The sequence below is a fragment of the Dellaglioa sp. CoH-56-MRSF-13 genome (assembly GCF_056782095.1).
In genome coordinates, this window is sequence record NZ_JBXAYC010000005.1 from 74,192 (window position 1) to 98,942 (window position 24,751).

General features: G+C 35.9%; 21 protein-coding genes and 1 riboswitch. Of the genes, 17 read left to right on the top strand and 4 right to left on the bottom strand.

Going from position 1 to position 24,751, the window contains the following annotated elements; genetic code table 11:
* Positions 1-129: 129 nt before the first annotated feature.
* From AC1RP1_RS06265 to AC1RP1_RS06290, 6 genes are all read left to right on the top strand, one after another.
* Positions 130-3,699, top strand: coding sequence for a PD-(D/E)XK nuclease family protein (locus tag AC1RP1_RS06265; RefSeq protein ID WP_481761742.1), 3,570 nt, complete (start codon positions 130-132; stop codon positions 3,697-3,699).
* Positions 3,692-7,432 carry a helicase-exonuclease AddAB subunit AddA gene (addA, locus tag AC1RP1_RS06270; RefSeq protein ID WP_481761741.1) on the top strand — a complete coding sequence of 1,247 codons (3,741 nt, stop codon included), beginning with the start codon at positions 3,692-3,694 and terminating at the stop codon, positions 7,430-7,432. Before AC1RP1_RS06265 ends, addA begins: the two co-directional genes overlap by 8 nt.
* Before the next feature lie 492 nt (positions 7,433-7,924).
* Entirely contained in the window at positions 7,925-8,908 is a 984-nt protein-coding gene (locus tag AC1RP1_RS06275) for a mannose/fructose/sorbose PTS transporter subunit IIA (protein WP_481761740.1), read from the top strand.
* Positions 8,909-8,946: 38 nt separating this feature from the next.
* The gene (locus tag AC1RP1_RS06280; RefSeq protein ID WP_481761739.1) at positions 8,947-9,750 is read left to right on the top strand and encodes a PTS mannose/fructose/sorbose transporter subunit IIC; all 804 of its coding nucleotides are present in this window, start codon (positions 8,947-8,949) and stop codon (positions 9,748-9,750) included.
* Positions 9,751-9,773: 23 nt separating this feature from the next.
* Positions 9,774-10,682 (top strand): PTS system mannose/fructose/sorbose family transporter subunit IID, encoded by a 909-nt coding sequence (locus tag AC1RP1_RS06285; RefSeq protein ID WP_481761738.1) that lies wholly within the window; start codon positions 9,774-9,776, stop codon positions 10,680-10,682.
* Positions 10,683-10,787: 105 nt separating this feature from the next.
* Positions 10,788-11,174, top strand: a complete 387-nt coding sequence (locus AC1RP1_RS06290; RefSeq protein WP_409021995.1) for a DUF956 family protein — start codon at positions 10,788-10,790, stop codon at positions 11,172-11,174.
* 31 nt (positions 11,175-11,205) lie between these two features.
* On the opposite strand, the gene AC1RP1_RS06295 is transcribed toward AC1RP1_RS06290, so the two are convergent.
* Positions 11,206-11,733 carry a hypothetical protein gene (locus AC1RP1_RS06295; protein WP_481761737.1) on the bottom strand — a complete coding sequence of 176 codons (528 nt, stop codon included), beginning with the start codon at positions 11,731-11,733 and terminating at the stop codon, positions 11,206-11,208.
* 189 nt (positions 11,734-11,922) lie between these two features.
* On the opposite strand from AC1RP1_RS06295, the gene AC1RP1_RS06300 reads away from it, so the two are divergent.
* From AC1RP1_RS06300 to AC1RP1_RS06310, 3 genes are all read left to right on the top strand, one after another.
* Positions 11,923-12,642: a VIT1/CCC1 transporter family protein gene (locus AC1RP1_RS06300; protein ID WP_481762651.1), complete on the top strand. Its 720-nt coding sequence runs from the start codon at positions 11,923-11,925 to the stop codon at positions 12,640-12,642.
* Positions 12,643-12,696: 54 nt separating this feature from the next.
* Positions 12,697-13,110, top strand: a complete 414-nt coding sequence (locus AC1RP1_RS06305) for a helix-turn-helix domain-containing protein (protein WP_481761735.1) — start codon at positions 12,697-12,699, stop codon at positions 13,108-13,110.
* Positions 13,111-13,276: 166 nt separating this feature from the next.
* Positions 13,277-13,477 carry a cold-shock protein gene (locus AC1RP1_RS06310; protein WP_112251328.1) on the top strand — a complete coding sequence of 67 codons (201 nt, stop codon included), beginning with the start codon at positions 13,277-13,279 and terminating at the stop codon, positions 13,475-13,477.
* A gap of 90 nt (positions 13,478-13,567) precedes the next feature.
* Here AC1RP1_RS06310 and AC1RP1_RS06315 read toward each other — a convergent pair whose 3' ends face one another.
* The 3 genes from AC1RP1_RS06315 to AC1RP1_RS06325 are packed head-to-tail and all read right to left on the bottom strand — an operon-like array spanning position 13,568 to position 15,885.
* Positions 13,568-14,647, bottom strand: coding sequence for an LCP family glycopolymer transferase (locus AC1RP1_RS06315; protein WP_481761734.1), 1,080 nt, complete (start codon positions 14,645-14,647; stop codon positions 13,568-13,570).
* Between the two features lie 21 nt (positions 14,648-14,668).
* Complete coding sequence (locus tag AC1RP1_RS06320) at positions 14,669-15,043, bottom strand: DUF1634 domain-containing protein (protein WP_481761733.1); 375 nt, start codon at positions 15,041-15,043, stop codon at positions 14,669-14,671.
* On the bottom strand, positions 15,043-15,885 hold the full coding sequence (locus AC1RP1_RS06325) for a sulfite exporter TauE/SafE family protein (protein WP_481761732.1): 843 nt from the start codon (positions 15,883-15,885) through the stop codon (positions 15,043-15,045). The genes AC1RP1_RS06320 and AC1RP1_RS06325 overlap by 1 nt, the downstream gene beginning before the upstream one ends.
* 184 nt (positions 15,886-16,069) lie before the next feature.
* Here AC1RP1_RS06325 and AC1RP1_RS06330 point away from each other — a divergent pair, with 184 nt between their 5' ends.
* The 8 genes from AC1RP1_RS06330 (at position 16,070) to serS (ending at position 24,472) form a co-directional block, all read left to right on the top strand.
* Positions 16,070-16,702 carry a phosphatase PAP2 family protein gene (locus AC1RP1_RS06330; protein WP_481761731.1) on the top strand — a complete coding sequence of 211 codons (633 nt, stop codon included), beginning with the start codon at positions 16,070-16,072 and terminating at the stop codon, positions 16,700-16,702.
* Positions 16,703-16,705: 3 nt separating this feature from the next.
* Positions 16,706-17,227, top strand: coding sequence for a GNAT family N-acetyltransferase (locus tag AC1RP1_RS06335; protein WP_481761730.1), 522 nt, complete (start codon positions 16,706-16,708; stop codon positions 17,225-17,227).
* Between the two features lie 86 nt (positions 17,228-17,313).
* A complete protein-coding gene (locus AC1RP1_RS06340) occupies positions 17,314-17,847 on the top strand; it encodes an Rrf2 family transcriptional regulator (protein WP_481761729.1) in 534 nt (177 codons plus the stop codon).
* A gap of 135 nt (positions 17,848-17,982) precedes the next feature.
* Positions 17,983-19,662: an acetolactate synthase AlsS gene (gene alsS / locus AC1RP1_RS06345; protein WP_481761728.1), complete on the top strand. Its 1,680-nt coding sequence runs from the start codon at positions 17,983-17,985 to the stop codon at positions 19,660-19,662.
* A 26-nt stretch (positions 19,663-19,688) separates the two neighbouring features.
* The gene (gene budA / locus AC1RP1_RS06350) at positions 19,689-20,402 is read left to right on the top strand and encodes an acetolactate decarboxylase (protein ID WP_481761727.1); all 714 of its coding nucleotides are present in this window, start codon (positions 19,689-19,691) and stop codon (positions 20,400-20,402) included.
* Between the two features lie 44 nt (positions 20,403-20,446).
* A riboswitch (Lysine riboswitch) is annotated at positions 20,447-20,631 on the top strand.
* Between the two features lie 124 nt (positions 20,632-20,755).
* A complete protein-coding gene (locus tag AC1RP1_RS06355) occupies positions 20,756-22,186 on the top strand; it encodes an amino acid permease (RefSeq protein ID WP_481761726.1) in 1,431 nt (476 codons plus the stop codon).
* An 8-nt stretch (positions 22,187-22,194) separates the two neighbouring features.
* Positions 22,195-22,926 (top strand): M15 family metallopeptidase, encoded by a 732-nt coding sequence (locus AC1RP1_RS06360; RefSeq protein ID WP_481761725.1) that lies wholly within the window; start codon positions 22,195-22,197, stop codon positions 22,924-22,926.
* Positions 22,927-23,203: 277 nt separating this feature from the next.
* Entirely contained in the window at positions 23,204-24,472 is a 1,269-nt protein-coding gene (gene serS / locus AC1RP1_RS06365; protein WP_481761724.1) for a serine--tRNA ligase, read from the top strand.
* The last annotated feature ends 279 nt before the right edge of the window (positions 24,473-24,751 follow it).

A 24,751-nucleotide genomic window follows, 5' to 3' on the forward strand; every position in this document is an offset into this window, starting at 1 on the left:
AACCGCTGGTTAAATCACCTTTGTGATTTGTCCAGCGGTTTTTATGTGTTCTTAAAAAAATATAACAGCTAAATATGGTATATTATTAGGTAATGATAACGAGTTAGCGGTATGAAAAGGGGAGTTAAAATGAGTTTAAAATTTGTCCTAGGAAAAGCTAGTAAAGACCATCAAGCAAGCCTTGTTGCACAATTAAAAGCAGCGCAAACGACTGATTCAACGGCATCTTTTTTTTATCTTGTTCCCAATCATATTAAGTTCGAAGCAGAAGTTAGTATCCTTGAAGCATTAGGTAAAGACAAACTTGTCGAACAAAATATTTTTGCACAATCGAACGTCCAAGTCTTTTCGTTTACTCGATTAGCTTGGTTCTTTTTGAAGAATACACCCTATTATCAGATTCCTCGTTTATCTCAGTCTGGATTAAATATGTTAGTTTATCAATTAATTTCGGAACATGAAGATGAATTAACAATATTTCGTGGTGAAAGGACCCAAACTGGGTTTATTTCACAACTAGTCAGCCAACTGAAAGAATTAAAAGTTGGTTGTGTGACAGTTGATGATTTAACTCGGATTGCTGAATCTTTCCCAACGACTGGGGACTTAGGTGCTAAATTAGATGATTTACAAATTATCTATCGCGCATTTGATGCTGCGATGGCTGACCGATATATTGAAAATAATGATTTATTAGCAGAGTTGAGTCGTTATTTAACAGATGACGTTTTGAAGACGAGTTATTTTTATATTGACCATTTTTCTCAATTTACAGCACAAGAGCAGGAGCTCGTGAACGCACTGATTAAGGGTGCGAAACAGATTACAATTGGCTTAGTCTTAGATAAAGGCAATGCACATGAAGTTGCTGAAAAATCTGACTTATTTTATAAATCAAGCCGGATGTATGTTAATTTGATTGAAAAAGCACATCAAGCTCAGATTCCAGTGCTAACGGATAGTTATGCTGAAACCAAAGTTAACCAGAATCCCGACTTATCTCGTCTGGAAGATTTTTGGATTGACTCTAGACGGTTAGTTAAAACAAAATCAGAAAGGTTAGAAAATTCAGATTCTATTCAACTTTTTGAAGCCGATAGTCGGTATATTGAAATTCGACAAGTGGCGACAAAAATTCGCCAGTTAGTTGCAACTAAGGAGTATCGTTATCGAGATTTTATGATTTTAACGCGGCATTTAGATAGCTACGAAACGGTTATTCCACCGGTTTTTAAAGAATTTAAAATACCTTATTTTAACGATTTACAACACGCAATGGCTGACCATCCCTTAGTCGAGTTACTGGCAGCGTTATTTGAGGTGAAAGAAAAGCATTATCAATATGGCGCAATGATGCGCTTATTAAAAACTGAATTATTAATACCACAAATAGAAAATCATGCTATGCCAATTGAACAGTACCGTAGTGCTGTTGATTTAACAGAAAATATGGTTTTAAAATACGGTTTTTCTGGTTCTCAGTGGCTACGTGAAGATGATTGGACGTTCTACCGGTTTGATTTTACGGATGCAGATGAGCAACAGACGGATAAGGACCAAAGTATCACAGTACAAATTAATCAAATTAGACATTTTGTTAAAGACGTTTTACCAGGATTCTTCAATCAACTAGATCAGGCGACAACCGGTGAAGAGGGGGCAAAGCTAATTTATCAGTTTCTTGTTGAACAAGGTGTGACACAACGCTTGTTAAGTTGGCGAGACCGCTATTTAGCTGCTGGAAACATCTCACAATCAGAAGAACCAGAACAAACTTGGCAAACATTTGTTGGGATGTTAGATGAATATGTTGAAACATTGGGAACTAAAATGTTCAATACCGCTGACTTCATGGCCTTGATTCAAGCGGGATTTGAAGGGGCAAGTTACTCACAAGTGCCATCAACATTAGATCAGGTCGTTATTTCTGAATCAGGGATGGTTCAAATGAACAACCGAAAGATTACCTTTATGATTGGATCAACTGATATGGTGATGCCAGAACAAGTTAGTCAGACACAATTATTAACAGATGATGATCGGGCGAAAATGGCTAATCTATTAACTGATGATCAATACTTAGCCGATTCGGCTATTAGTCAAATGGCCGCTGAACCCTTTTTGAATTATCTCGGATTTTTAGGACCACGCGAACAATTGATTTTTTCATATCCAAGTGGCAACGATGGCGAAAAGAATTTAAATCCATCGCCTTATTTAATGATGATTAAAGAACACTTCAATTTATCAGTTCAACATTTAGCTGCTAATCCTGAATTAACAGAACAATCAGTCCTTGATTTTATCGGAACAAAACGTAGTACATTATCATCATTGGTTGTAGCTAGTCGACTTGCCAAAACAACTGCAGTATCCATGCCTAGTGCTTGGTTGTATGTGTTACGTCAACTGTCGGCTGACCCAGAAATGGGACCATTAACGAAACAATTATTAGGAAGCTTAGCGTATAAAAATATACCGGTTAAGTTGACGCCGGAAATTATAACTGATTTATATGGAACACAAATGAATACTTCAATTTCAAAACTAGAAACTTTCTATCGTAATCCATTTGAATATTTTTTACAATATGGGTTGAAATTGAAAGAACGAGACATTTTCGAGCTGTCTCCTGCAAGTACTGGTGAGTTTTTCCATATGGGGTTGGATGAGTTGATGAAAGTTGTGACTGAATCAAACCAAGTCTATGCCAATGTACCCAAAGAACAACTAGATGAATATTTGAATGTAATTTTAAAAGATATGCGCGAGTTACCTCAGTTCCAAATTCTTGGTAGTTCAAGTCGAATGGGCTATATTGCTAAACAATTAAGTCTTCTATTAAAACAAGTGACGCATGCCATGTGGCAACAAGGGCAACAAACAAAGATGAAGCCACTGAAAACAGAAGTTTTATTTGGTCATGTCGGTGCTGAGTCAGGTTTGAAAGCCCTAGCTTATAAGTTACCTGGCGGCCATTCAGTTAAAGTCCGCGGTAAAATTGATCGAATTGATTATATGAAGGTTGATTCAAAACAATATCTTGGAATCGTCGATTACAAATCAGGGATTCGAAAGTTTGATTTTAGTGATGCTTTCTATGGATTATCAATGCAAATGTTAACTTACTTGCAAGCATTGATTGAGAATGCAGAGGTAATTGCACCAAATACTGGACTGAAAACTTCGGCAGCTGGTGCAGTTTACATGCACTTACAAAATCCTAAGCTGAAAATTGAAGATGTACAGAAAAAAGGATTGGATAATACGTTGTTGAAAGCAAACCAAATGGATGGGCTATTATTGGAAGATGAGCAGTTACTGAGCCATTTAGATACTGATTTTGAAGACGAATCAACAGGGTTTTCATTAATCTATCCATTTAGAAAAACGAAAAAAGGGTTCACATCACCATCAGCTCGTTCAAAAAAATTGATTTCACAATCAGATTTAGATTTCTTGTTGGTACACAATAAACAATTAATTATTGATGCGGCAACAGATATTTTCGAAGGGATAATCGATTTAAGTCCGGCTAGATGGAACGCTAAAAAAACAGCCCTACAATATTCACCATATAAATCAATATTCCAATTTGATGCGATGTTACCCGAAAATAATTACCATGAAATAAGTAAATTAAGCTGGGAAGAAATTGAAAAACGGATTATAGACGGGGAGGCCGACAGTAATGAGTAAGTTTACATTTACACCAAATCAACAACGTGCTATCGATGAAAGTGGGACTAATATTCTTGTATCAGCCTCTGCCGGTTCCGGTAAAACACGAGTTTTAGTTGAACGCGTCATTCAAAAAATATTAACGGGAACAGCTATTGATGACTTATTAGTTGTTACGTTTACAGACGCTGCAGCTAAAGAAATGCGTCAACGGATTCAGGTGGCACTTCAAAAGGCAATCAATGAAGCAGACAATCATGAACAAAAACAACATTTAATGGATCAATTAATGCGCTTGCCAGTTGCAAATATTAGTACATTTGATGCATTTTGTCTCCAATTAATTAAACGCTACTATTATGTGATTGATTTGGATCCCGTTTTTAGAATGTTAACAGATATGACTGAGGCGGCTTTATTAAGAGAGAGTGTCTGGGAAGACGTCCGGGAAATGTTGTATGCCAAAGACGATGTCGACTTTGAGAGATTAACACAAAATTTTTCAAATGATCGAAATGATGATGGTTTATCTGAGTTGGTTTTTAGCCTATTTACATTTGCGAGTTCGAAACCAGATCCTACCGGTTGGTTGGCTAGTTTGGCAGCAACTTATGATGTTGGCGATAATTTAATCAGTAGTTCGTTTTACCAAAAGAGTATTAAGCCATTAGTTCAAGCAAATTTAACGCAAATCCAGGCCGATTTAAAAACGGCTCTAGAACTATCAATTCAATTTGGGTTAGAGAAACATCAAGCAGTGACTGAAGAAGAAAGTCAGATGTTGTTAGCTGTTGTCCAATCTGTTGAAAACGATGGTTCTTGGAATCAAATTCGCGATAATATTCGTGGGTACGAATTGAAACGTGCGCCTAGTGTGCCAGCTAAAAATTTAGAAGATGACCAAGCTGTTGCTAAGGATCAAATTAAAGAATTAAAAGCTGGAATAAAAAAACGTTTAGCTAACTTATCAGAACAATTTTTTGTTTTAAATGAAACAGAAACACTGCATATCATGACAGAATCTAAGAAATTAGTTGAAAAATTAGTCAGTGTGATTGGCTTATTTAGTGATGCCTTCACCAAAGAGAAACGTCAAAGACATATACTTGATTTTAATGATTTGGAGCATTTAGCACTGGACATTTTAGCGAGTGATTCTGAATCTTCCGAGCAAACACAAGCTGCTCTACAAGGAAAATATGAAGAAGTTCTGGTAGATGAGTATCAGGATACTAATCAACTACAAGAAGCTATTTTGACAAGGGTAACCACGACTAATCCCGGTAATATGTTTATGGTGGGGGATGTAAAGCAGTCAATATATGGTTTTAGGCTGGCTGATCCTAGTTTGTTTTTAAGTAAATACCAAGCTTATAAAGAAACTGACAGTAATGGAAATCGAATTATCTTAGCTGAAAATTTTCGTTCTGTGAAGAATGTAACAGATGTGACTAACTTAATTTTTACCCAGATTATGGATGAAACCGTTGGACAAATGGCTTATGATAATGATGCTAAATTGGTTTTTGGGGCAAACTACTACCCAGATATTGAGCAAAAAGCAGAAGTGCTGATTTACGAATCTGATGAACCTGAATCTGCAGAAAGACCGGATGATGATAGTGAAGCAACGAATGATCAGTTTGAAATTGATGGTAAATCGGAAGGCCAAATTGCTTTAATTGGTCAACGGATTCAAGCGTTAATCGTAGATGAAACAGAGATTTTTGACCGTGATAAATCAGAAAAACGTCCCGTTGAATACCGAGATATTGCATTACTAGTCCCAACTCGTAAAAATAATTTGGTGATTATTGACCAATTTAAAAAAATGGGTATTCCAGTCGTTGTGAATGATGCGGAGAGCTATTTCCAAACAACTGAAATCAGAATTATGATGTCATTATTACGAATTATTGATAATCCCTATCAAGATATTCCATTGGTAAGTGTCCTACGGTCGCCAATTGTTGGATTAGATGAAAATCAACTGGCCTATTTACGGATTGGCAACCGAACAGATGATTACTATCAAGCGGTGTTAACTTTTTATCAAAATTTTGATACGTTTAAAGCAGGTAGCTTCGCAAAAACACTGTATAATAAAATTGAACGTTTCTTAACACAACTTTCGGGCTTTCGTGAAATCGCGCATGAAAATCAAATTGCGACCTTAATTTGGCAGATTTATCAGGATACTGGATTTCTTGATTATGTCGGGGGGATGCCAGCTGGAAGTCAGCGCCAAGCCAATTTACATGCGTTGTATAACCGAGCTCACGCTTACGAAAATAGTAGTTTTAAAGGTTTATTCCAGTTTGTGCGCTTCATTGAAAAAATGCAGGAACGCGATAAGGATTTAGCAGAAGCACCTGTACAAAATGTCGCAAATGCAGTGTCAGTCATGACAATTCATGGTAGTAAGGGACTTGAATTTCCAATGGTCTTCTTGGTTGACGCGACACACCAGTTTAATCAAATGGCGATGCGAAAACCTTATTTAATTGATGATCAGGCTGGATTAGGAATAACCTATTTAAATCCTGAAAATCGGACGATGGAAGATACGCTACAAAAAACAATTGTAAAATCAGCTGCTATTGCAAAATCAGAAGCGGAAGAAATGCGATTACTGTACGTAGCCTTAACGCGTGCGGAACAACGATTATTTATTGTGGGGGCTTACACAAATAAAAAAACGGCAATTAATCATTGGCAAAAGGCATTTCAAAGCCAACAATTAGTTTTAAATGCAACAGCTCGAAGTGGTATTAAAAATTTCATGGATTGGATTGGTATGGCGCTAGTTCGTCATCCTACTTTTGATATGTCACTATTATTGGATCCAGCAACATCATCACTACTATTAAGTGATGATGAAACGCAATTTAGCGTTAAATTTTATCAAAAAACCGACCTGAACCAGATGAGTAAAGTGAGTGAAGAAGTTTCTCAGACGGATTGGTTAGAAACAATCACGGGTGAGATGCCTGAGACGTTTGAGGATATTGATGTTAATCAAATTGATCAAGTCTTAAATTTTCAGTATCCATTCGATAATTTAACTAAAACAACTGCTTACCAAGCTGTATCGGAAGTAAAACGTCTATTCGATGATCCAGCTAATCGCGAAATGAATCAGTTGAGTATTGAAGGACAAGGCAACCGATACGTTACGAGTGAACTTGCTGTACCGAAATTTATGCAGGGAGTTGCAGCACCAATGGGAAGTGATATTGGGAGTGCAACTCATCTCATTTTACAAGAATTAGATTTAACTAGTGAGATAACTTTAGCGATAATCCAAGCTAAAATTGAGCAATTAGTGACGGCAAAAGTAGTCACTAAAGAAGTTGCTACGTTAATTAATGGACAACACATTGCCAATTTCTTTCAAACGGATTTAGGCAAAGAAATTCTAACTATAGGTAACGATGTACAACGTGAAGCGCCATTCTCAATGTTACTACCTGCCAATGAGCTATTTCAAAAGGTTGAGTCAAATAAGGAAAAAGTTTTGATCCATGGAATTATCGATGGTTATTTTGTAAAAGATAATACGTTGGTGGTATTTGATTATAAGACTGATAAAGTTTCTAAAGACAATACAATAGAAGAAATAGAAAAATTGACAGCACGTTATCGTGGCCAATTGAACTTATATGGCGAAGCACTAGAGAATATGACTGGGTTGAAAGTTGCGCATAAATATCTGTATTTGCTGTCTATTAATCAAGTTGTTGAAGTTTAATAATTCGAAGATCTCATTTCAATGAGGTCTTTTTTTAATCAATGAAAAGAATAAGAAAATATTTTAAGCAATTTCAATACCACTTTGTGTTAAAAAAATAAAATAGCATTGTATATAACAAAACTTTTTTTATAAATTGGTATAGATAAGATTTTGTTGAATGAAACAAGCTATGGAAACGTAAAAAAACCCATCATATAGGTTGATAACTAATATCTATACGATTAAATGGTATAATTGTAAGCGAATACAAATTAATATTTTTAATAGTAATTCGTAATCGTTGTGCTATACTTAACAACATAGACGTTATGGAAACGATATTATTTTTAAGTGTTTCGTAACATTTTAAAATTAAATCAGATTACCTAGGAACAAAAGCAAAATGCTTAAGTTGTTTTTGAAATAATTTTTGCGTGTTTTTATATTATAAATGTAAGCGTTTTTCCGGAGTTCTTACAGTAATCTGATAAAAATTTAGGAGGTTTTAAAATGGTTGGAATTGTAATTGCAAGTCACGGTAAATTTTCCGAAGGCATCATGCAATCCGGTTCAATGATTTTTGGTGAACAAGAAAATGTTCAAGCTGTAACTTTCATGCCAAACGAAGGACCAGACGATTTAAAAGCTCATCTTGAAGCAGCAATTGCTACTTTTGATGATCCTGAAGAAGTCTTATTCTTAGTTGATTTATGGGGTGGATCACCATTTAATCAAGCAAACGGTTTGCTTGACGCTCATAAAGATAAATGGGCAATTGTTACAGGTTTAAACTTACCAATGTTAATTGAAGCCTACGCAGCACGCTTGTCAATGGATTCTGCACAAGAAATTGCTGCAAGTATTCTAAGCGAAGCAAAAGGTGGCGTTAAGATTAAGCCAGAAGATTTAGCACCAAAAGAAGCAGCTGTTGTTGCAACAAACAAACCTACTGGTTCAATTCCTGAAGGAACTGTAATCGGTGATGGTAAAATTAAATACGTTTTAACACGTATTGATTCACGTTTATTGCATGGACAAGTTGCTACAGCATGGTCTAAATCAGTTAAGCCTGACCGTATTATCGTTGTTTCTGATAATGTTGCTAAGGATACACTTCGTAAAAACTTAATTGAACAAGCTTCACCACCTGGTATTATTGCACATGTTGTGCCAATTGCTAAGATGATTGAAGTTTCAAAAGACCCTCGTTTTGGTGGAATGAAAGCATTACTTCTTTTTGAAAGTCCACAAGATGTGTTAACAGCAATTGAAGGCGGAATGAAATTTGACGAAGTTAACCTTGGTTCAATGGCTCATTCAGTTGGTAAAGTAGTTGTTAACAACGTATTATCAATGGGACAAGACGATGTTGATACTTTTGAAAAACTAGAAGATAAGGGCGTTAAATTTGATGTCCGTAAAGTACCTAACGATTCAAAAGAGAATATGGCTAACATTCTCAAAAAAGCTAAAGGTGAATTAGCAAAAGCTTAAACAACACAATAAAAGAAAATTAATTTAGGAGGCTTATTATGTCAGCTATATCAATGATTTTAGTAGTAATTATTGCCTTTCTAGCTGGTATGGGTGGAATTTTAGATGAATTCCAATTCCATCAACCACTAGTGGCATGTACATTAATCGGGTTAGTAACCGGTAATTTAACCGCCGGAATTGTTTTAGGTGGTACACTTCAAATGATCGCACTTGGTTGGGCTAATGTCGGGGCAGCTATTGCACCCGATGCTGCACTTGCTTCAGTTGCATCAGCAATTATTTTAGTATTAGGTGGACAAGGGATTAAAGGTGTTGGATCAGCTATCGCTATCGCCGTTCCCCTTGCCGTTGCCGGATTATTCTTAACAATGGTTGTTCGTACACTTGCTGTTCCTATTGTTCATGCAATGGATGCAGCAGCAGAACAAGGTAATATCCGTAAGCTAGAAATATGGCATGTTCTTGCTATTGGTATGCAAGGTATCCGTATTGCTATTCCAGCCGGAGCATTGCTCTTTATTCCAGCTGAAACAGTTAAAGGTTTCCTTGAATCAATGCCCGCATGGTTAACAGATGGTATGGCTATTGGTGGTGGTATGGTTGTTGCCGTTGGTTATGCACTTGTTATTAACATGATGGCTACAAAAGAAGTATGGCCATTCTTTATTCTTGGTTTCGTAGTCGCAGCTATTACTCAATTAACATTGATCGCTATTGGTGCTATCGGTGTTGCTCTTGCTCTTATTTACTTGAACCTTTCAAAAATGGGTGGTTCATCAAATGGTGGCGGTGGCAATAATACCGGTGATCCACTTGGCGAAATTCTAAACGATTATTAAACTGGAAGAAGGAGGAATATATTATGGCAGATAAAATTGAATTAACTAAAAAAGATCGATTGGCTGTAGCATGGCGTTCAACGTTTATTCAAGGTTCATGGAACTACGAACGTATGCAAAATGGTGGTTGGACATTCTCAATGATTCCAGCAATTAAAAAATTATACAAAACTAAAGAAGAACGTACGTCAGCAATGAAACGACACATGGAATTCTTTAACACTCATCCTTATCTTGCTTCACCAATCCTTGGTGTTACATTAGCACTTGAAGAAGAACGTGCTAATGGTGCCCCTATTGATGATGTTGCAATTCAAGGTGTTAAAGTTGGTATGATGGGTCCTTTGGCTGGTGTCGGTGATCCCGTATTCTGGTTTACTGTTCGTCCAATGTTAGGTGCTTTAGGTGCTTCATTGGCTATGGGTGGTAACATTATGGGACCAATCATTTTCTTCGTAGCTTGGAATATCATCCGTATGGGATTCATGTGGTATACACAAGAATTCGGTTATAGAGCTGGTTCTAAGATTTCTGAAGATATGTCAGGTGGCTTATTACAAGATGTTACTAAAGGTGCTTCGGTACTGGGAATGTTCGTTTTAGCCGCATTAGTAGAACGTTGGGTTTCAATCAAATTTACGCCAGTTATTTCAACAGTTAAGTTGGATAAAGGTGCTTATATTGATTTTGATAAACTCCAAGGTGGAAAAGGCATGCAAACAGCTATGCAACAAGCTAGCGACGGTTTAGCTCTTTCACCAAATAAAGTAACAACATTACAAAATAACTTGGATCAATTAATTCCAGGTTTAGCAGCATTATTATTAACATTCTTCTGTATGTGGTTACTTAAGAAAAAAGTTTCACCAATTCTTATCATTCTAGGTTTATTCATAGTTGGTATCGGTGGACACGTACTTGGAATTTTATAAAATTTCAAAAAAACTCAGGAATTTTCCTGGGTTTTTTTATATGGTTCAATGCAATTAATTAAGGTATAATAAGATAACGTCAAAAAACATTGGAGTCGAAATACTATGGTCCAGTCAATTAATACAAAGGTAGACTTAACAATCGATGCAACTGCTTTCACAGGTTTAACTGATTATGGTAAAATCATGATTGGCGATAAAGGGTTTGAATTTTATAATGACCGTGATGCACGCAAGTTTATCCAAATTCCATGGGATGAAGTTGATCAAGTTATCGCGTCTGTGATGTTTAAAGGACGATGGATTCCGAGATATGCAATTAAAACGAAGAAGAATGGGACATTTACTTTTGCGTCTAAAAAACCAAAAATGGTGTTACGTGCAATGCGTAACTATGTTGATCCAGCTCATATGGTTCAATCACTTGGAATGGGCGATGTTTTAAAACGATCAGTTAAATCAATTTTTAATAAAAAAAGTAAAAATAAGTAATCAAAAAAACATTCTCATTGAGAATGTTTTTTTAGTAGATTAAAATATTTAAACGAAATTCTTCAAAACCATTATCAATTTGAAGTTCGTCGTCTTCGAACGTTAATTTCTTATAAGGACCGCCTGTCAAATAAGTGGCAATTTTATAATGTGGTAGGCCTGCCATAATATTATGGACCTGTAATGTATCCTCTTTTGGTAGGTAGCCGAGTTTTCGCATCACAGCTTGATCATCTTCAAAATAAAGTGCAATACGACTATTTTCATTGAATGATACAACATCTTCCTTTAAAGATAATTTATCAAATGACAAATCGACGGGATATTTCCAAACTTCAAGTTCTTCGTAATCAATAAGAAGGAGTAACTGAATGTTAGATTCTAAATCCTCATCGCGCCACCCTTTATTAATATTTTCATTTTTAGTTATTGTTTGTAAGACAACCTTAAAGTTTTGATTATAAAGTGATAAGTCATCAATTTCGGCATCAAGGTACCAAGGATGATTATTTTTAATTTCAAAATAGGGACTAATTGGGTATTTTTTTGAGTCAGACATTTGATTCACCTCTTTCGAACAATTGCTTTAAGTATATCCTATAATGGGTTGAAATGCAGGTCCTTTCGATTTCTAGTAGTCAGTCTTTATCTATGGTAAGATTGTGTCCCATTTAAGATAAGGCAATCATGTTCCTTAACGAAATTAATAAACCCGACTGATAATCGTTCCCAATTAGCTTATACTTAAATGATTGGAAATGGAGTGAATCATTTGATGAATAGTCGTGCATTAAAAGTAGGAATGGCTTTATCAACGAAATTAAATATTTTAAGAGCAGGGGTATTAGGTGCTAATGATGGCATCATCTCAGTTGCAGGCGTTATTCTGGGGATGGCCGGTGCTAGTCAAGGTAAGTACTATCTTGTCTTAGCTGGACTTGCTGGTATGTTTGCGGGAGCGTTCTCAATGGCTGGTGGTGAATACGTCTCAGTTTCTGCACAAAGGGATACACAAAAATCGATTATCCATTCAGCTGCAAAAAAGTTAAAAGAAAATCGTGAATTTGAAATTGAACGATTAATTAATATCTACCAAGCAAAGGGATTCTCGCGGATGGTCGCAACGGATGTGGTCAATGAACTAATGTCTCAAAATGAACTAGAAAATTACTGTAAAGAAGTTAACAATATTGATGTCGGTGAGTACTTAAATCCGTGGCACGCAGCGATGTCCTCAATGACATCCTTTGTAGTTGGCTCGCTAGTTCCATTATTATTAATAGCGATACTCCCAACTGAGTTTATGATTCCACTGACGGTTATTGGCGTTGCTTTAGCTTTACTTTTAACAGGGGCAGTAAGCGGGATATTAGGGCGTAATAATATTAGACATGCCATGGTAAGAAATGTTTTTGTTGGATTAGTAACAATGGCTGTAACTTATTATATTGGCGGTTTATTTGGTTAAAAACCTACCCTTTTTTTAAAAAAGAGGTATGCTTATCTAAAGGAGGTGTTGTTGATGTTTCCGGAAAGATTAAAAGCATTGCGCAGAGGTAGTGGATTAACGCTAACTCAATTAGCTGTTGGATTAAATCAGTCTCAAAAATCGAATCATAACTTGAATTCTGGCCCGCAGATTGGTAGTTGGGAGCGTGGTATTAATACACCCTCATATCTTGAAGTCAGAAAGTTGGCCGAATTCTTTCATGTTTCAATTGATTTTTTAGTTGGTCAAACTAACGATGAATTGATTGATCTTGAAGATTTATTCGCACGGACGGCAACACTTTTATACCGCGATAAAATTTTATCAGGTAGTGATCGTTATGAAGTTATTCAAATGATTCAAGGATATTTAATGGGTAAATACCAGCCATATAATCTGGAAGAAAATGATGATTTAGCGTTACCACTTGAAGATGAAAACAACTAAATAAAAGCGCTATTTTAGAATTTGTTTTTACAATTAGACGTGATATAATTTAGGTGGCTTTTCAAATCAAATGAAGTTGATGAGTGTCTTCGGAAACGATATCAACTGGGACGATTTGAGAGTCATAAATAAAACGTGTCACATAGACACAAGGAGGATTTTATTCATGGAACAAGGTACAGTAAAATGGTTTAACGCAGATAAAGGTTTTGGTTTCATTACTCGCGAAGATGGTAGTGATGTATTCGTACATTTCTCAGCTATTCAAGGTGACGGTTTTAAAACATTAGACGAAGGTCAAAAAGTAACTTTTGACGTTGAAGATAGTGACCGTGGACCACAAGCAGTAAACGTAAACAAAGACTAATTTAAAATCTAAACAACTTGCCATTTAGGTGAGTTGTTTTTTTATGCAAAAAAGTAGGCCGTCAATCCCCGATTGACGGCCTACTTTTAACTATTCACGAGTTGTATTAATTTTTGTATCGGCTGTTAAAGTATTTCCAGTTTTAGCTGGAACCAAGCCAAGTGTGGAACGTAATTTATCAGTGATACGTTGTTTTTCAGTTTCGCTGGCAATTTCAAAAGCTTCTCCATTGACCATTGTTCCTGTACCTTGTAGATAATCTGAATGTGAATGATGTGTTGCCTTACGATAATTGGTACCTAAGACGGTAAGATCATTGAATGTTAAATCAGTTTTCATTTGAGATGACATTGTATTTAAAAATTTATCGTCTAATAAATTTTGAAGTTGTGTACTTTTTAAAGCCACTGCCATAATAATCTGACGTTGGCGTTTTTGTCGACCGTAATCGCCAAGAGGATCATCATATCTCATGCGGGCATACGAAAGGGCTTGTTTACCGTTGACATGAGTTTTAACGCCTTTTTTGAAGCTGGCACCATTATAAGAAAAAGATAGTGGTGGATTAACGTCAACACCGTCAACAGCATCAACTAGTGATTCTAAACCGCCCATGTTGATTGTTGCGTAGAAATCAATGGGTACATTGAAATATTTTTCAACAGTTTTAACGGCAGTTGCAGCACCACCATAAGCATAGGCAGCGTTTATCTTACTTGGAAAATCTGATTCATGGTCTGAAACCGCAACTTCAGTATCACGCGGTAAACTGATTAAGGTCATTGATTCTGTTTTAGGGTTAAGTGTGGCAACGATTAAAGTATCCGTTCGGCCACCAGTTTTAGCACGACCCAAGGCACCATCATCAGAACCTAAAAGTAAAATCGAAATAGGATGGTCCTTTTCCAAAACCGCTGCGACATTTCTAGTTTTAGCAATTTTAGTAGAAGTATAGATTTTATCAGCTGCATTTTTAGCGTTTGAGTATTTATGGTAGGCATAAACGCCACCGCAGATAGCAGCGATTATTATAATGATTAACCAAATTAAGCGACGACGTTTCTTGTTTTGCTTTTTATTTTTTCTTTCGCGTTTTGGTAAAGGCAGGTGATTAGTTGTTTCTTGGTGTAGTAGTTGTTCTTTATGATAGTTTTCTCGACGACTTGACATTGAAATGTTCCCCTTTATTAATTAATGTTCGCCAATAAAAAAGCCAGCAATTAAAATGACTAAAACGATGACGGTAATTTTAACGTACAGATAATCTTTTTCTTTGTAGAAAGCATAAATTGAAATAACGACACGAAGAATTGGTGTTAGTATTAAGCAAAATAGCCCAAGCATCATAATTGCGTAAGGTTTAAGTGCGACAATTCCAGAAATGATAGCAGAAAATGAAGTTGGAAATGTATTACCTTGATAGCCTGTTGAACCTGTAACTAAGGATAGGATAAGACCAATAATCATAATTATCGCAGAAATGAAAACGCCAATTCTTAGTATTTGACCAATCATTAATTCAATTTTTGCCATTTCGGCTGATGTGTTATTTTTTTCATTCATCATTAGATAGATACCCCGAATCCTTTTAGAATCATCTGAATGCTGACATACAATAGTACAGGTACAAAAATGAGGCGAATTATTTTTGCGGGTAGGTATTGCATTGCACGCGAACCAATTGATGAACCAACTAAAATTCCTAGCGCTAATGGAACCGCAATATCAGGTCTAATTGAACCATTGAAAAAGTAGACGGTCGCACTTGCGGCAGCGGTGACACCCATCATTAAGTTACTTGTTGAACTTGATGGTTTCAACGGCATTTTCATTGCAGTATCCATTGCCATAACTTTGAAAATACCAGATCCGATTCCTAGTAGTCCACTAGCAACTCCAGCACCAAGCATAATCGCCATCCCACCTGGAACATTTTCGACTTGATAATCAACTTGTTTTTTTAGTTGTTTATCATAGTACGAACTATTCAGTTTAAATTTGGTAGATAAATAATCAGGTTCAGCTGATTTTAAAACTTCTTCACCTACAAAAATTTTTTTAAGCATGTTGTAGACAGAAAGTAGCAAAAAAGCACCGAATAAAATGAAGAGAAAGGATGTATTAAAGACTCCTGTTAAGAGTGCTCCACAAATCGCACCAATTGTCGTTGCGATTTCTAAAAACATGGCGACCCTCAAATTTAAAACGTCATCTTTTAGAAATGCAATTGTAGCACCAGAACTCGTTGCGATAACGGCAATGATACTAGCACCAATAGCGTATTTAATATCTAATCCCATCATTAAAGTTAAGACCGGGGTGACAATGATGCCGCCACCTAATCCTAAGATAGATCCTAGAGCACCTGCCACAAGACCAGCGGCAAGCATAAGTAGTAGCGTATTCATTATTTATTTTCAACTCTTTTCTAAATTTATAAAGATATCCTATTTTACCATAAACTTACATAAAATTGAGCATTTGCTTGATTTCTGTATGAATTCTTAAAGATTTTGGTAACTAACTTTAAACAAATTAAAAAATATGATAAATTATGTGGATAAAATAGACTGTAATTAAGAGGTTAGAGTAATGATTAATAAGAATAAACTTTATGGAGTAGTCATAATAGGCAGTGGACTATTCGCAATATTGACGTTATTAATAGTAACAAAAAATAATTTTATTCATGGTATAGATAATAATATCATTGCAGTTGTTAGGTTTCATCCTACAGCGCAACTAGACCAAGTGATGCAGATAATCAGTTGGCTAAGTAGTCCGATGATGATAGGGTTGTATTCAGTCATTTTGATGATTATTTTATATAAATTACGACGAGGTGTACTCGCTATTTGGACAGGGATGACCATAATGACTGGAGCACTGTTAATTAAGCTCATTAAAAGTAGCGTCCAGAGACCTCGACCAGTGGGGCATGGATCAATTACTGGATTCAGTTTCCCCAGTGGACATACGTTCGGGGTGGCATTATTTTGTCTAACGATAATGAGTATTATGCTGGTAGAATTTAAGTATAGTAAACAATTTTTGATTAACTGCTTATTAGCGATATGGATCATGATGATTATGATTTCAAGAGTATATCTACAAGCTCACTTTCCGACGGATACGGTAGGCGCTGTTCTTTTAACAGTCACTTGGATAGCCATTGCACGCGTTATATATCTAAAAATTCTGAATAAATTTAAAATTGAGGGCTAAAAAATGAATCAATATGAAACGAAACGGCTTGTGGTACGTCCGTTATGCTCATCAGACATAAATGACATATATGAATATGCTTGTGATGAAACGGTTGGTCAAATGGCTGGCTTTTTACCCGTGAATTCATTGGCTGAAGCTAGTTTGTTCGTTGCGACGCTACAAAAACAAAGTATATTTGCGATTGAGTGTAAAGGAAATCAAAAAGTAGTCGGTAATATCGGTTTATATGAAGTAGTTGATGAGAATCAAGAACCTAGTTTGGTAGTTAAAGAGGTTGGCTATGCACTAAATCCTATTTTTAAGAATCAAGGGATAATGACTGAAGCAGTTCAAGGACTTTTAACAATGGCTCAGGCGTTAGATTTAGAACGTGTAATTGGCGTGACAACTATTGAAAATAAAGCATCTATCAAAGTGTTAAAAAAATCCAATTTTAAATTTGTTGAAAAAAGAGCGGTTTCATCCCTTTTTCAACCTGCTGCTCTAATTAATGAAATTGTTTATGCGGTTGATTTAAAATAATCAATACCAATTGTCAACGACATATGTTATCCTTTATTCGTATATATAGAACTATTTGAAAATTAATCAACCGGGGGTAGCTGACTATGCAATTAACAAAAGGATTTGAACAAGCAGCGTGTATTATTTCTTTATTGGCAACGCAGGATAAGGGTGTGCCAATTTCATCGCAAGTAATCAACGCTCGTCTTGGTGGTTCACAAACTTATCTTCGTAAAATTATGCGTAAGTTAGTCGTTGCGGGACTTGTGAAATCTGTTTCAGGTAATAATGGCGGTTTTACGTTAGCAAGGGATGCTAAGGATATCAATTTATTAGAAATTGTGGAGGCTTCGGAAGGAAAGATTGAAACCTATCCAAACTTCGGTTTCTTTGATCGTGTATTTCGTGAATTTAAACAAGATACAGAAAAAGCAACCGTCGTCGTTAATAGTGTTTTTGCTGAAGCGGATAAACGTTGGGCTAATTATTTAGAGTCACAAACGGTTTATCAACTAATTGCAGCAACGTTTGACGAAACTGAAATTCCTTTAATTAATTGGAATGAAGAAGATATCAGTGGTCAACGTAAATTAATCATTCAAAAAATTGTCGAAAATGTAACCGGAAATCATAAATAACGAAACCATTATTAACCATAACTGGGTTAATAATGGTTTTTTATTTAGGCTTACATTTGGTAAGTTTAAACCATAGTCATTTATTTGTGAAAATGCTATCATGGATACTACTAAAACAAATTCGGAGGAAATCTAATGACAGATAATAAATATTACGGCGCAGATGCCATTGTTGATAGTTTAATAAATCATGATGTGAAATATGTATTTGGTATTCCTGGTGCAAAAATTGATCGTGTTTTTGAAAAATTGGAACATCCGACGAATTCTAAATCGCCAGAATTAATTATTACGCGCCATGAACAAAATGCAGCATTTATGGCTGCTGGGATTGGTCGTATTACAGGTAAACCGGGGGTTGTTTTAACGACTTCCGGACCTGGTGCAAGTAATTTGGCAACAGGCGTTGTGACGGCTACGGCAGAAGGTGATCCTGTTCTTGCTATTTCTGGTCAAGTGAAACGTTCAGATTTAACGAGACTAACGCATCAAAGTATGAATAACACGGCATTATTTGAACCAATCACTAAATATAGTGCAGAGGTTCAAGAACCTGAGAATATTTCAGAAGTGATTGCTAATGCTTACCAAGAAGCTGAGGCTGCAAAGCAAGGGGCAAGTTTCGTTAGTATTCCCCAAGATGTAACAGATTCAGAAGTGAAAACAAAAGTTATCCAGCCTTTAATGGCACCTAAATTAGGTCCCGCTAGCCCGGTAGAAAGTACACTTTTAGCACAAGAAATTAAAGCAGCAAAATTACCTGTTTTACTTGTGGGAATGCGGGCATCTTCACCAGAAGTAACAAAAGCTATTCGTAATTTAGTTGAAGCAACGAATCTACCTGTTGTGGAAACATTTCAAGCCGCTGGTGTGATATCGCGTGAATTAGTCGGTGATTTCTTTGGTCGTGTGGGCTTATTCAGAAATCAACCAGGGGATCAATTACTTAAAAAGAGCGATTTAGTTATTACAATTGGCTATGATCCTATTGAATATGAACCACGTAACTGGAATGCAGAAGGAACAGCTAATATTGTTGTTGTTGACGATATGCGTTCAGAGATTGATCATAATTTCCAACCAAAGAAAGAGTTAGTGGGCGACATCGCGCAAACACTTGAATTTTTATTACCCTATATGAAAGGCTATCAAATGGCATCTGAATCTCGTGAGTATTTAGATGGCTTACAAGAAAAATTACAGGCTAGGGATGAAGCGCCAGTTGTGACAAGTGACACATTAACCAGTCATCCATTAAGCATTATCCAAGAATTACAAAAACGTGTTTCAGATGAAATGACGGTAGCAGTTGATGTCGGTAGTTTCTACATTTGGATCGCGCGACATTTTAGAAGTTATGAACCACGTCATTTATTATTTAGTAATGGGATGCAAACATTAGGAGTTGCGTTACCTTGGGCAATTTCAGCGGCCTTAGTTCGACCTAATACACAAATCGTCTCAATTTCTGGAGATGGTGGATTCTTGTTTTCAGCCCAAGATTTGGAAACAGCGGTTCGTTTGAATCTGAATATTGTTCATATTATTTGGAATGATGGACACTACGATATGGTTAAATTCCAAGAAGAAATGAAATATGGTCAATCTGCCGGTGTGAATTTTGGCGCAGTGGATTTTGTGAAATATGCGGAAAGTTTTGGTGCAAAAGGCTTACGCGTTGAAAAAGCACAAGATTTAGCTAAAACATTAGATGAAGCATTTGCAACTAATGGTCCTGTTATTGTTGATATACCAGTTGATTATAAAGATAATCAAGAATTAGGACAATCAATTTTAATGGATCAATTATATTAAAATAATTTTCAAGAGAGGTCAACGACATGCAAGATATAAAAAAGGTTTATCAACATGGTACCTTAGCAACATTAATTGAAGGCTTGTACGAAGGCACATTGAGTGTTGGAGAATTATTGAAACATGGTGATTACGGAATTGGAACTGTTGGTGATTTAGATGGCGAAATGATTGTGATTGACGGAAAGGCTTTCCAGATTACTGCAAAAGGTCAAATTAATCAAGTTAGCGATGACGTTCTTGTTCCATTTGCGACAGTCCATTTTAATCAAGCAGACGCATCTATTCAATTTGAAAATGTGGCAGGAAATGTTTTAGAAGAGCAATTACTTGAATTATATCCTTACCAAAATTTATTTTTTAGTGTTCTTATTAAAGGAACATTTAGTAAAATGAGTACACGATCTGTTGCTAAACAAAGTAAACCGTATCCAGAATTAACTGCGGTAACTGCCAAACAATCGGAATTTGAAGAAGAAGATATTGATGGAACAGCTATTGGCTATTTCACACCTGAGTTATTTCAAGGAATTGGTGCAGCGGGATTCCATATTCATTTTTTATCTGATGAAAATAAAATGGGTGGACATATTTTAGATTATCATTTAAAAAATGGGGTTGTGAGTTTACAGCCATTTAGTTCGATTGAACAACACTTTCCAATCGAAAATGAAGCTTTTTTAAAAAATGAAACAGATATTGAAAAGTTGCATGATGAAATTAATATAGCTGAAAATTAGGATACAGCTTGCAAAATATCAGTGAATTGATTATAGTAAGAATTATCGAAAGAAGAGGATGCAGTTTTCATAAGTATGTTTAATGAAGCAATTAAGTGCTGAAGAAGTTAAACTGAAAGGGTGAACTGCCGAAGTGGATGCTAACTTAGATTTAGTGACTGCTGGGGTCTGATTTAATAAGTCAGAAACTGTCGTGATTATATAGTAATCACGGGGCGCTTATAACGATTTGACTGAGTCTATTAATCTGAGTCTTTTTGTATAACGCGTAATAGTGTTGTACAAAAGGTCTCTTTTTCTTTTCTCAATTTTAAAAATCACGAGTGCTCCTCTATATATAGGGGGGATTTCATATGGCAGAACAAGAAGGTATGCACCGAGAGTTAAAAACAAGACACTTATCAATGATTGCCTTGGGTGGAAGTATTGGAACAGGCTTATTCGTTGCGAGTGGGTCAGCAATTTCGAAGGCAGGGCCAGGTGGTGCGTTACTAGCTTACATTGGCATTGGAATTATGGTTTACTTTTTAATGACTAGTTTAGGTGAAATGGCAACGTATTTACCAGTTTCAGGGTCGTTTGCGGTTTATTCAACGCGATTTGTTGATCCTGCGATGGGTTTTGCAATGGGTTGGAATTACTGGTTTAACTGGGCAATTACATTGGCTGTTGATATTAGTACAGCTGCCTTGGTTATGCAATTTTGGTTGCCAGATGTACCAGGATGGATTTTTAGTACAATCTCGTTAGTTATTATTTTTTCAATTAATGCGTTGTCAGTTAAATCATTTGGTGAAACAGAATATTGGTTATCAATTATTAAAGTGGTGACTGTCATTGTCTTCTTAATCGTTGGTGTATTGACTATATTTGGTATTCTAGGTGGCCATGCAACGGGACTTGAAAACTTTACAATGAAGAAAGCTCCATTTGTTGGTGGTGTTCCAATGATTCTAAGTGTATTCGTCGTCGCTGGTTTCTCTTTCCAAGGAACTGAATTAATCGGTATTACGGCGGGAGAATCAGAAACGCCTGAAAAGAGTATTCCAAAAGCAATTAAACAAGTGTTTTGGCGGATTCTACTATTCTATATTTTCGCTATTTTTATCATTGCAGCAATTATTCCGTATACAAGTCCAGATTTACTCGGCTCAAGCGCATCAGATATTTCAATTAGTCCATTTACATTGGTCTTTCAAAGAGCTGGGTTAGCCTCTGCAGCAAGTGTTATGAATGCAGTTATCTTAACATCTGTACTTTCAGCTGCAAATTCAGGAATGTATGCATCAACTCGAATGCTTCATTCACTTGCGGAACAGGGTTACGCTCCTAAAAAGTTTAAACAAACGAATAGTCGTGGTATTCCAATGGCAGCACTAGTGGGAACAACATTTATCGGATTACTCACATTTTTAGCAAGTGTTTTTGGAGCAAAAGTGTATGTCTTTTTACTGAGTGCTAGTGGGTTAACTGGATTCATCGCTTGGCTAGGAATTGCAATCTCACATTACAGATTTAGAAAAGCGTTCAAAGCGCAAGGACATGAAGTGTCAGAATTAAAGTACTCTGCAAAATGGTTCCCAGTGGGCCCTATTTTAGCGCTTGTTCTTTGTATTTTAGTTATTCTTGGACAAGATATTCAATCATTTAAAAATTTTGATTGGGAAGCAATCTCGGTTAGTTATATGAGCATTCCGTTATTTGTTATCTTGTACACATATTATAAAATACGCTATAAAACAAAATTAATTCCATTAAAAGATGTAGATTTATCAAAGAAATGAGGCACATTTTGACTAGAAGAAAATGGATGATGATGGTAGTAATGATGTGTGCACTATTAATAGGTGCATGCGGTAAGAAAGCGAATACGACACCTAGCCATAAAACGGTAAAAGTCACACAAAAAAGTGAGCTACCTAAAGGTGTAAAGGCAAATGATTGGAATTTAATATTAGTTAATTCAGAGCATAAACTCAAGCAAGAACTGGATTTTAAACAGAAAATAGATGGAAATGTTATTGTAAATTCAAAAATTGAGAGTGCTTTGAATGATTTTGTATCAGCAGCAAATAAGGCCGGGTATAAGGCGTCACTGGTATCTGGTTATCGATCAATTAGCTACCAAAAAGAGGTCTATGCAGACTCAATTAAAAGCTATGAAAATTCGGGAAAGTCAGTTGCTCAGGCTAAACAATTAACAAAAGAGTATGTGGCAGAACCAGGATCAAGCGAACATCACACCGGACTAGCAGTCGATATGATGTCATCAAATTGGTATGCCAAACATAATGATTTAGATAATAGTAGTGAAACAGATAAGGGTCAAAAATGGTTAATCAACCATGCGGTAAATTATGGATTTATATTGAGATTCCCGAAAGATAAAGAAAAATCGACTAAAATTGATTATGAAACATGGCATTTCCGCTATGTTGGTAAAAGTAACGCGAAATATATAGTTAAGCATCATCTTTCGTTAGAAGAGTATATCGATTTGCTTAATAAAGCGGGTAAGAATTAAACTTGCAATTTAATAAAACAACGCTTATTATTAAAGTAATAAATAAACACGGAAAACGTTATAAGTAGGCATTTAAGAGACGTAATGGTGGTGGAAATTACGAAGCTGAAAATCCGGCGTGAATAAGTGGGTGGGTAATGCCACACGGGAGACCGTTATCTATTTGAGTGTGACAAATGATTATTTGTCGAACTTGGGTGGTACCGCGAAAATGAGCCTTTCGTCCCAATTAGTGGATGAGTGGGCTTTTTTTATACAAAAAAAGGAGGAACAGAATATGTTAGATATTAAAATGATTCGTCAAAATGTCGATGAAGTTAAGGAACAATTGGGTAATCGTGGGGTAAAACCAGAGATTATTGATGAAATGGTTGAAAAGGATCGTAAACGTAGGGATATTATTGTTCAAACCGAAACTTTAAAAAAGAAAAGAAACGATGTATCGCAAGCTATTGCACAATTAAAACGAAATAAAGAAAATGCAGATGCTCAAATCGAAGAAATGAAAAAAGTCGGAGATGAAATTAAAGCATTTGATGAAGAATTAAAGGTTTTAGATGCAGACGTAACAGATATGGCATCGCGACTACCAAATATGCCAAATAAAACGATTCCAGTAGGTCCTGATGAAGATTCAAACATTGAATTAAGAAAAGTAGGTACACCAAGAACTTTTGATTTTGAGCCGAAAGCACATTGGGAAATCGGTGAAAATTTAGATATTTTAGATTTTGAACGTGGCGCTAAAGTGTCGGGCAGTCGATTCCTATACTATAAAGGATGGGGAGCTCGTTTAGAACGTGCTTTATACAATTTTATGCTTGATCAACATGCAATTGATGGTTATACAGAGATTATTCCTCCATATATTGTTAATGATGAGTCAATGTACGGAACTGGTCAATTTCCGAAGTTTAAGGAAGACGTTTTTCAAATCGCAAATGAAAATTTAACGTTAATTCCAACAGCAGAAGTACCATTAACTAATTACTACAGGGATGAAGTTATTCCGGAAGAAAAATTACCAGTATATTTCACAGCTCTCTCACCCTCATTCAGATCTGAAGCAGGAAGCGCTGGAAGAGATACACGTGGATTGATTAGATTGCATCAATTTAATAAAGTTGAAATGGTGAAATATACTAAACCAGAAGATTCATATGCAGAACTAGAAAAAATGACAAGTGATGCAGGCAGAATTATGGAAAAACTTGGGTTACCATATCATGTGATAACATTGTCAACGGGAGATATGGGATTCTCAGCAGCAATGACACATGATTTAGAGGTTTGGTTACCTGCACAAAATATGTATCGTGAAATTTCAAGTTGTTCTAATACTGAAGCATTTCAGGCTCGTAGGGCTCATATCCAATATAGGGATGATGATGGAAAATTACAGTTTGTACACACGTTGAATGGTTCAGGATTGGCAGTTGGTCGTACGCTAGCAGCAGTTCTTGAAAATTATCAGAATGAAGACGGGTCGGTAACTATTCCGGAAGTTCTTCAACCATACATGGGTGGATTAGACATTATTAAATAGCTTTTATCAAAAAAGCGACTTAAACTTATCAATTCGATGAGGTTAAGTCGCTTTTTTGATAAAGTAATAATTAATAAATCAAATTTATCTGTAATGAAGTATTGACAGGGTGTATACCAGATGGTATATTAATAAAGCTGATTGATACGGCAAGAAGAAATGAATATTTATTCAAAAAAATTCTTGACAAATCATGACGTGGTTGATATGATATAAAAGTTGTCAAAAGCAACCAAGTAGATCTTTGAAAACTGAACAAATTTTCGACAAATCAAATGT

Coding starts and splice junctions, on each gene's coding strand:
- alsS (WP_481761728.1), top strand. CDS start 17,983: ATGACAGATAATAAATATTACGGCGCAGATGCCATTGTTGATAGTTTA.
- AC1RP1_RS06295 (WP_481761737.1), bottom strand. CDS start 11,733: ATGTCTGACTCAAAAAAATACCCAATTAGTCCCTATTTTGAAATTAAA.
- AC1RP1_RS06305 (WP_481761735.1), top strand. CDS start 12,697: ATGTTTCCGGAAAGATTAAAAGCATTGCGCAGAGGTAGTGGATTAACG.
- AC1RP1_RS06275 (WP_481761740.1), top strand. CDS start 7,925: ATGGTTGGAATTGTAATTGCAAGTCACGGTAAATTTTCCGAAGGCATC.
- AC1RP1_RS06320 (WP_481761733.1), bottom strand. CDS start 15,043: ATGATGAATGAAAAAAATAACACATCAGCCGAAATGGCAAAAATTGAA.
- AC1RP1_RS06355 (WP_481761726.1), top strand. CDS start 20,756: ATGGCAGAACAAGAAGGTATGCACCGAGAGTTAAAAACAAGACACTTA.
- AC1RP1_RS06290 (WP_409021995.1), top strand. CDS start 10,788: ATGGTCCAGTCAATTAATACAAAGGTAGACTTAACAATCGATGCAACT.
- budA (WP_481761727.1), top strand. CDS start 19,689: ATGCAAGATATAAAAAAGGTTTATCAACATGGTACCTTAGCAACATTA.
- AC1RP1_RS06340 (WP_481761729.1), top strand. CDS start 17,314: ATGCAATTAACAAAAGGATTTGAACAAGCAGCGTGTATTATTTCTTTA.
- AC1RP1_RS06280 (WP_481761739.1), top strand. CDS start 8,947: ATGTCAGCTATATCAATGATTTTAGTAGTAATTATTGCCTTTCTAGCT.
- AC1RP1_RS06285 (WP_481761738.1), top strand. CDS start 9,774: ATGGCAGATAAAATTGAATTAACTAAAAAAGATCGATTGGCTGTAGCA.
- AC1RP1_RS06315 (WP_481761734.1), bottom strand. CDS start 14,647: ATGTCAAGTCGTCGAGAAAACTATCATAAAGAACAACTACTACACCAA.
- AC1RP1_RS06325 (WP_481761732.1), bottom strand. CDS start 15,885: ATGAATACGCTACTACTTATGCTTGCCGCTGGTCTTGTGGCAGGTGCT.
- AC1RP1_RS06300 (WP_481762651.1), top strand. CDS start 11,923: ATGATTGGAAATGGAGTGAATCATTTGATGAATAGTCGTGCATTAAAA.
- AC1RP1_RS06265 (WP_481761742.1), top strand. CDS start 130: ATGAGTTTAAAATTTGTCCTAGGAAAAGCTAGTAAAGACCATCAAGCA.
- AC1RP1_RS06330 (WP_481761731.1), top strand. CDS start 16,070: ATGATTAATAAGAATAAACTTTATGGAGTAGTCATAATAGGCAGTGGA.
- AC1RP1_RS06310 (WP_112251328.1), top strand. CDS start 13,277: ATGGAACAAGGTACAGTAAAATGGTTTAACGCAGATAAAGGTTTTGGT.
- serS (WP_481761724.1), top strand. CDS start 23,204: ATGTTAGATATTAAAATGATTCGTCAAAATGTCGATGAAGTTAAGGAA.
- AC1RP1_RS06335 (WP_481761730.1), top strand. CDS start 16,706: ATGAATCAATATGAAACGAAACGGCTTGTGGTACGTCCGTTATGCTCA.
- addA (WP_481761741.1), top strand. CDS start 3,692: ATGAGTAAGTTTACATTTACACCAAATCAACAACGTGCTATCGATGAA.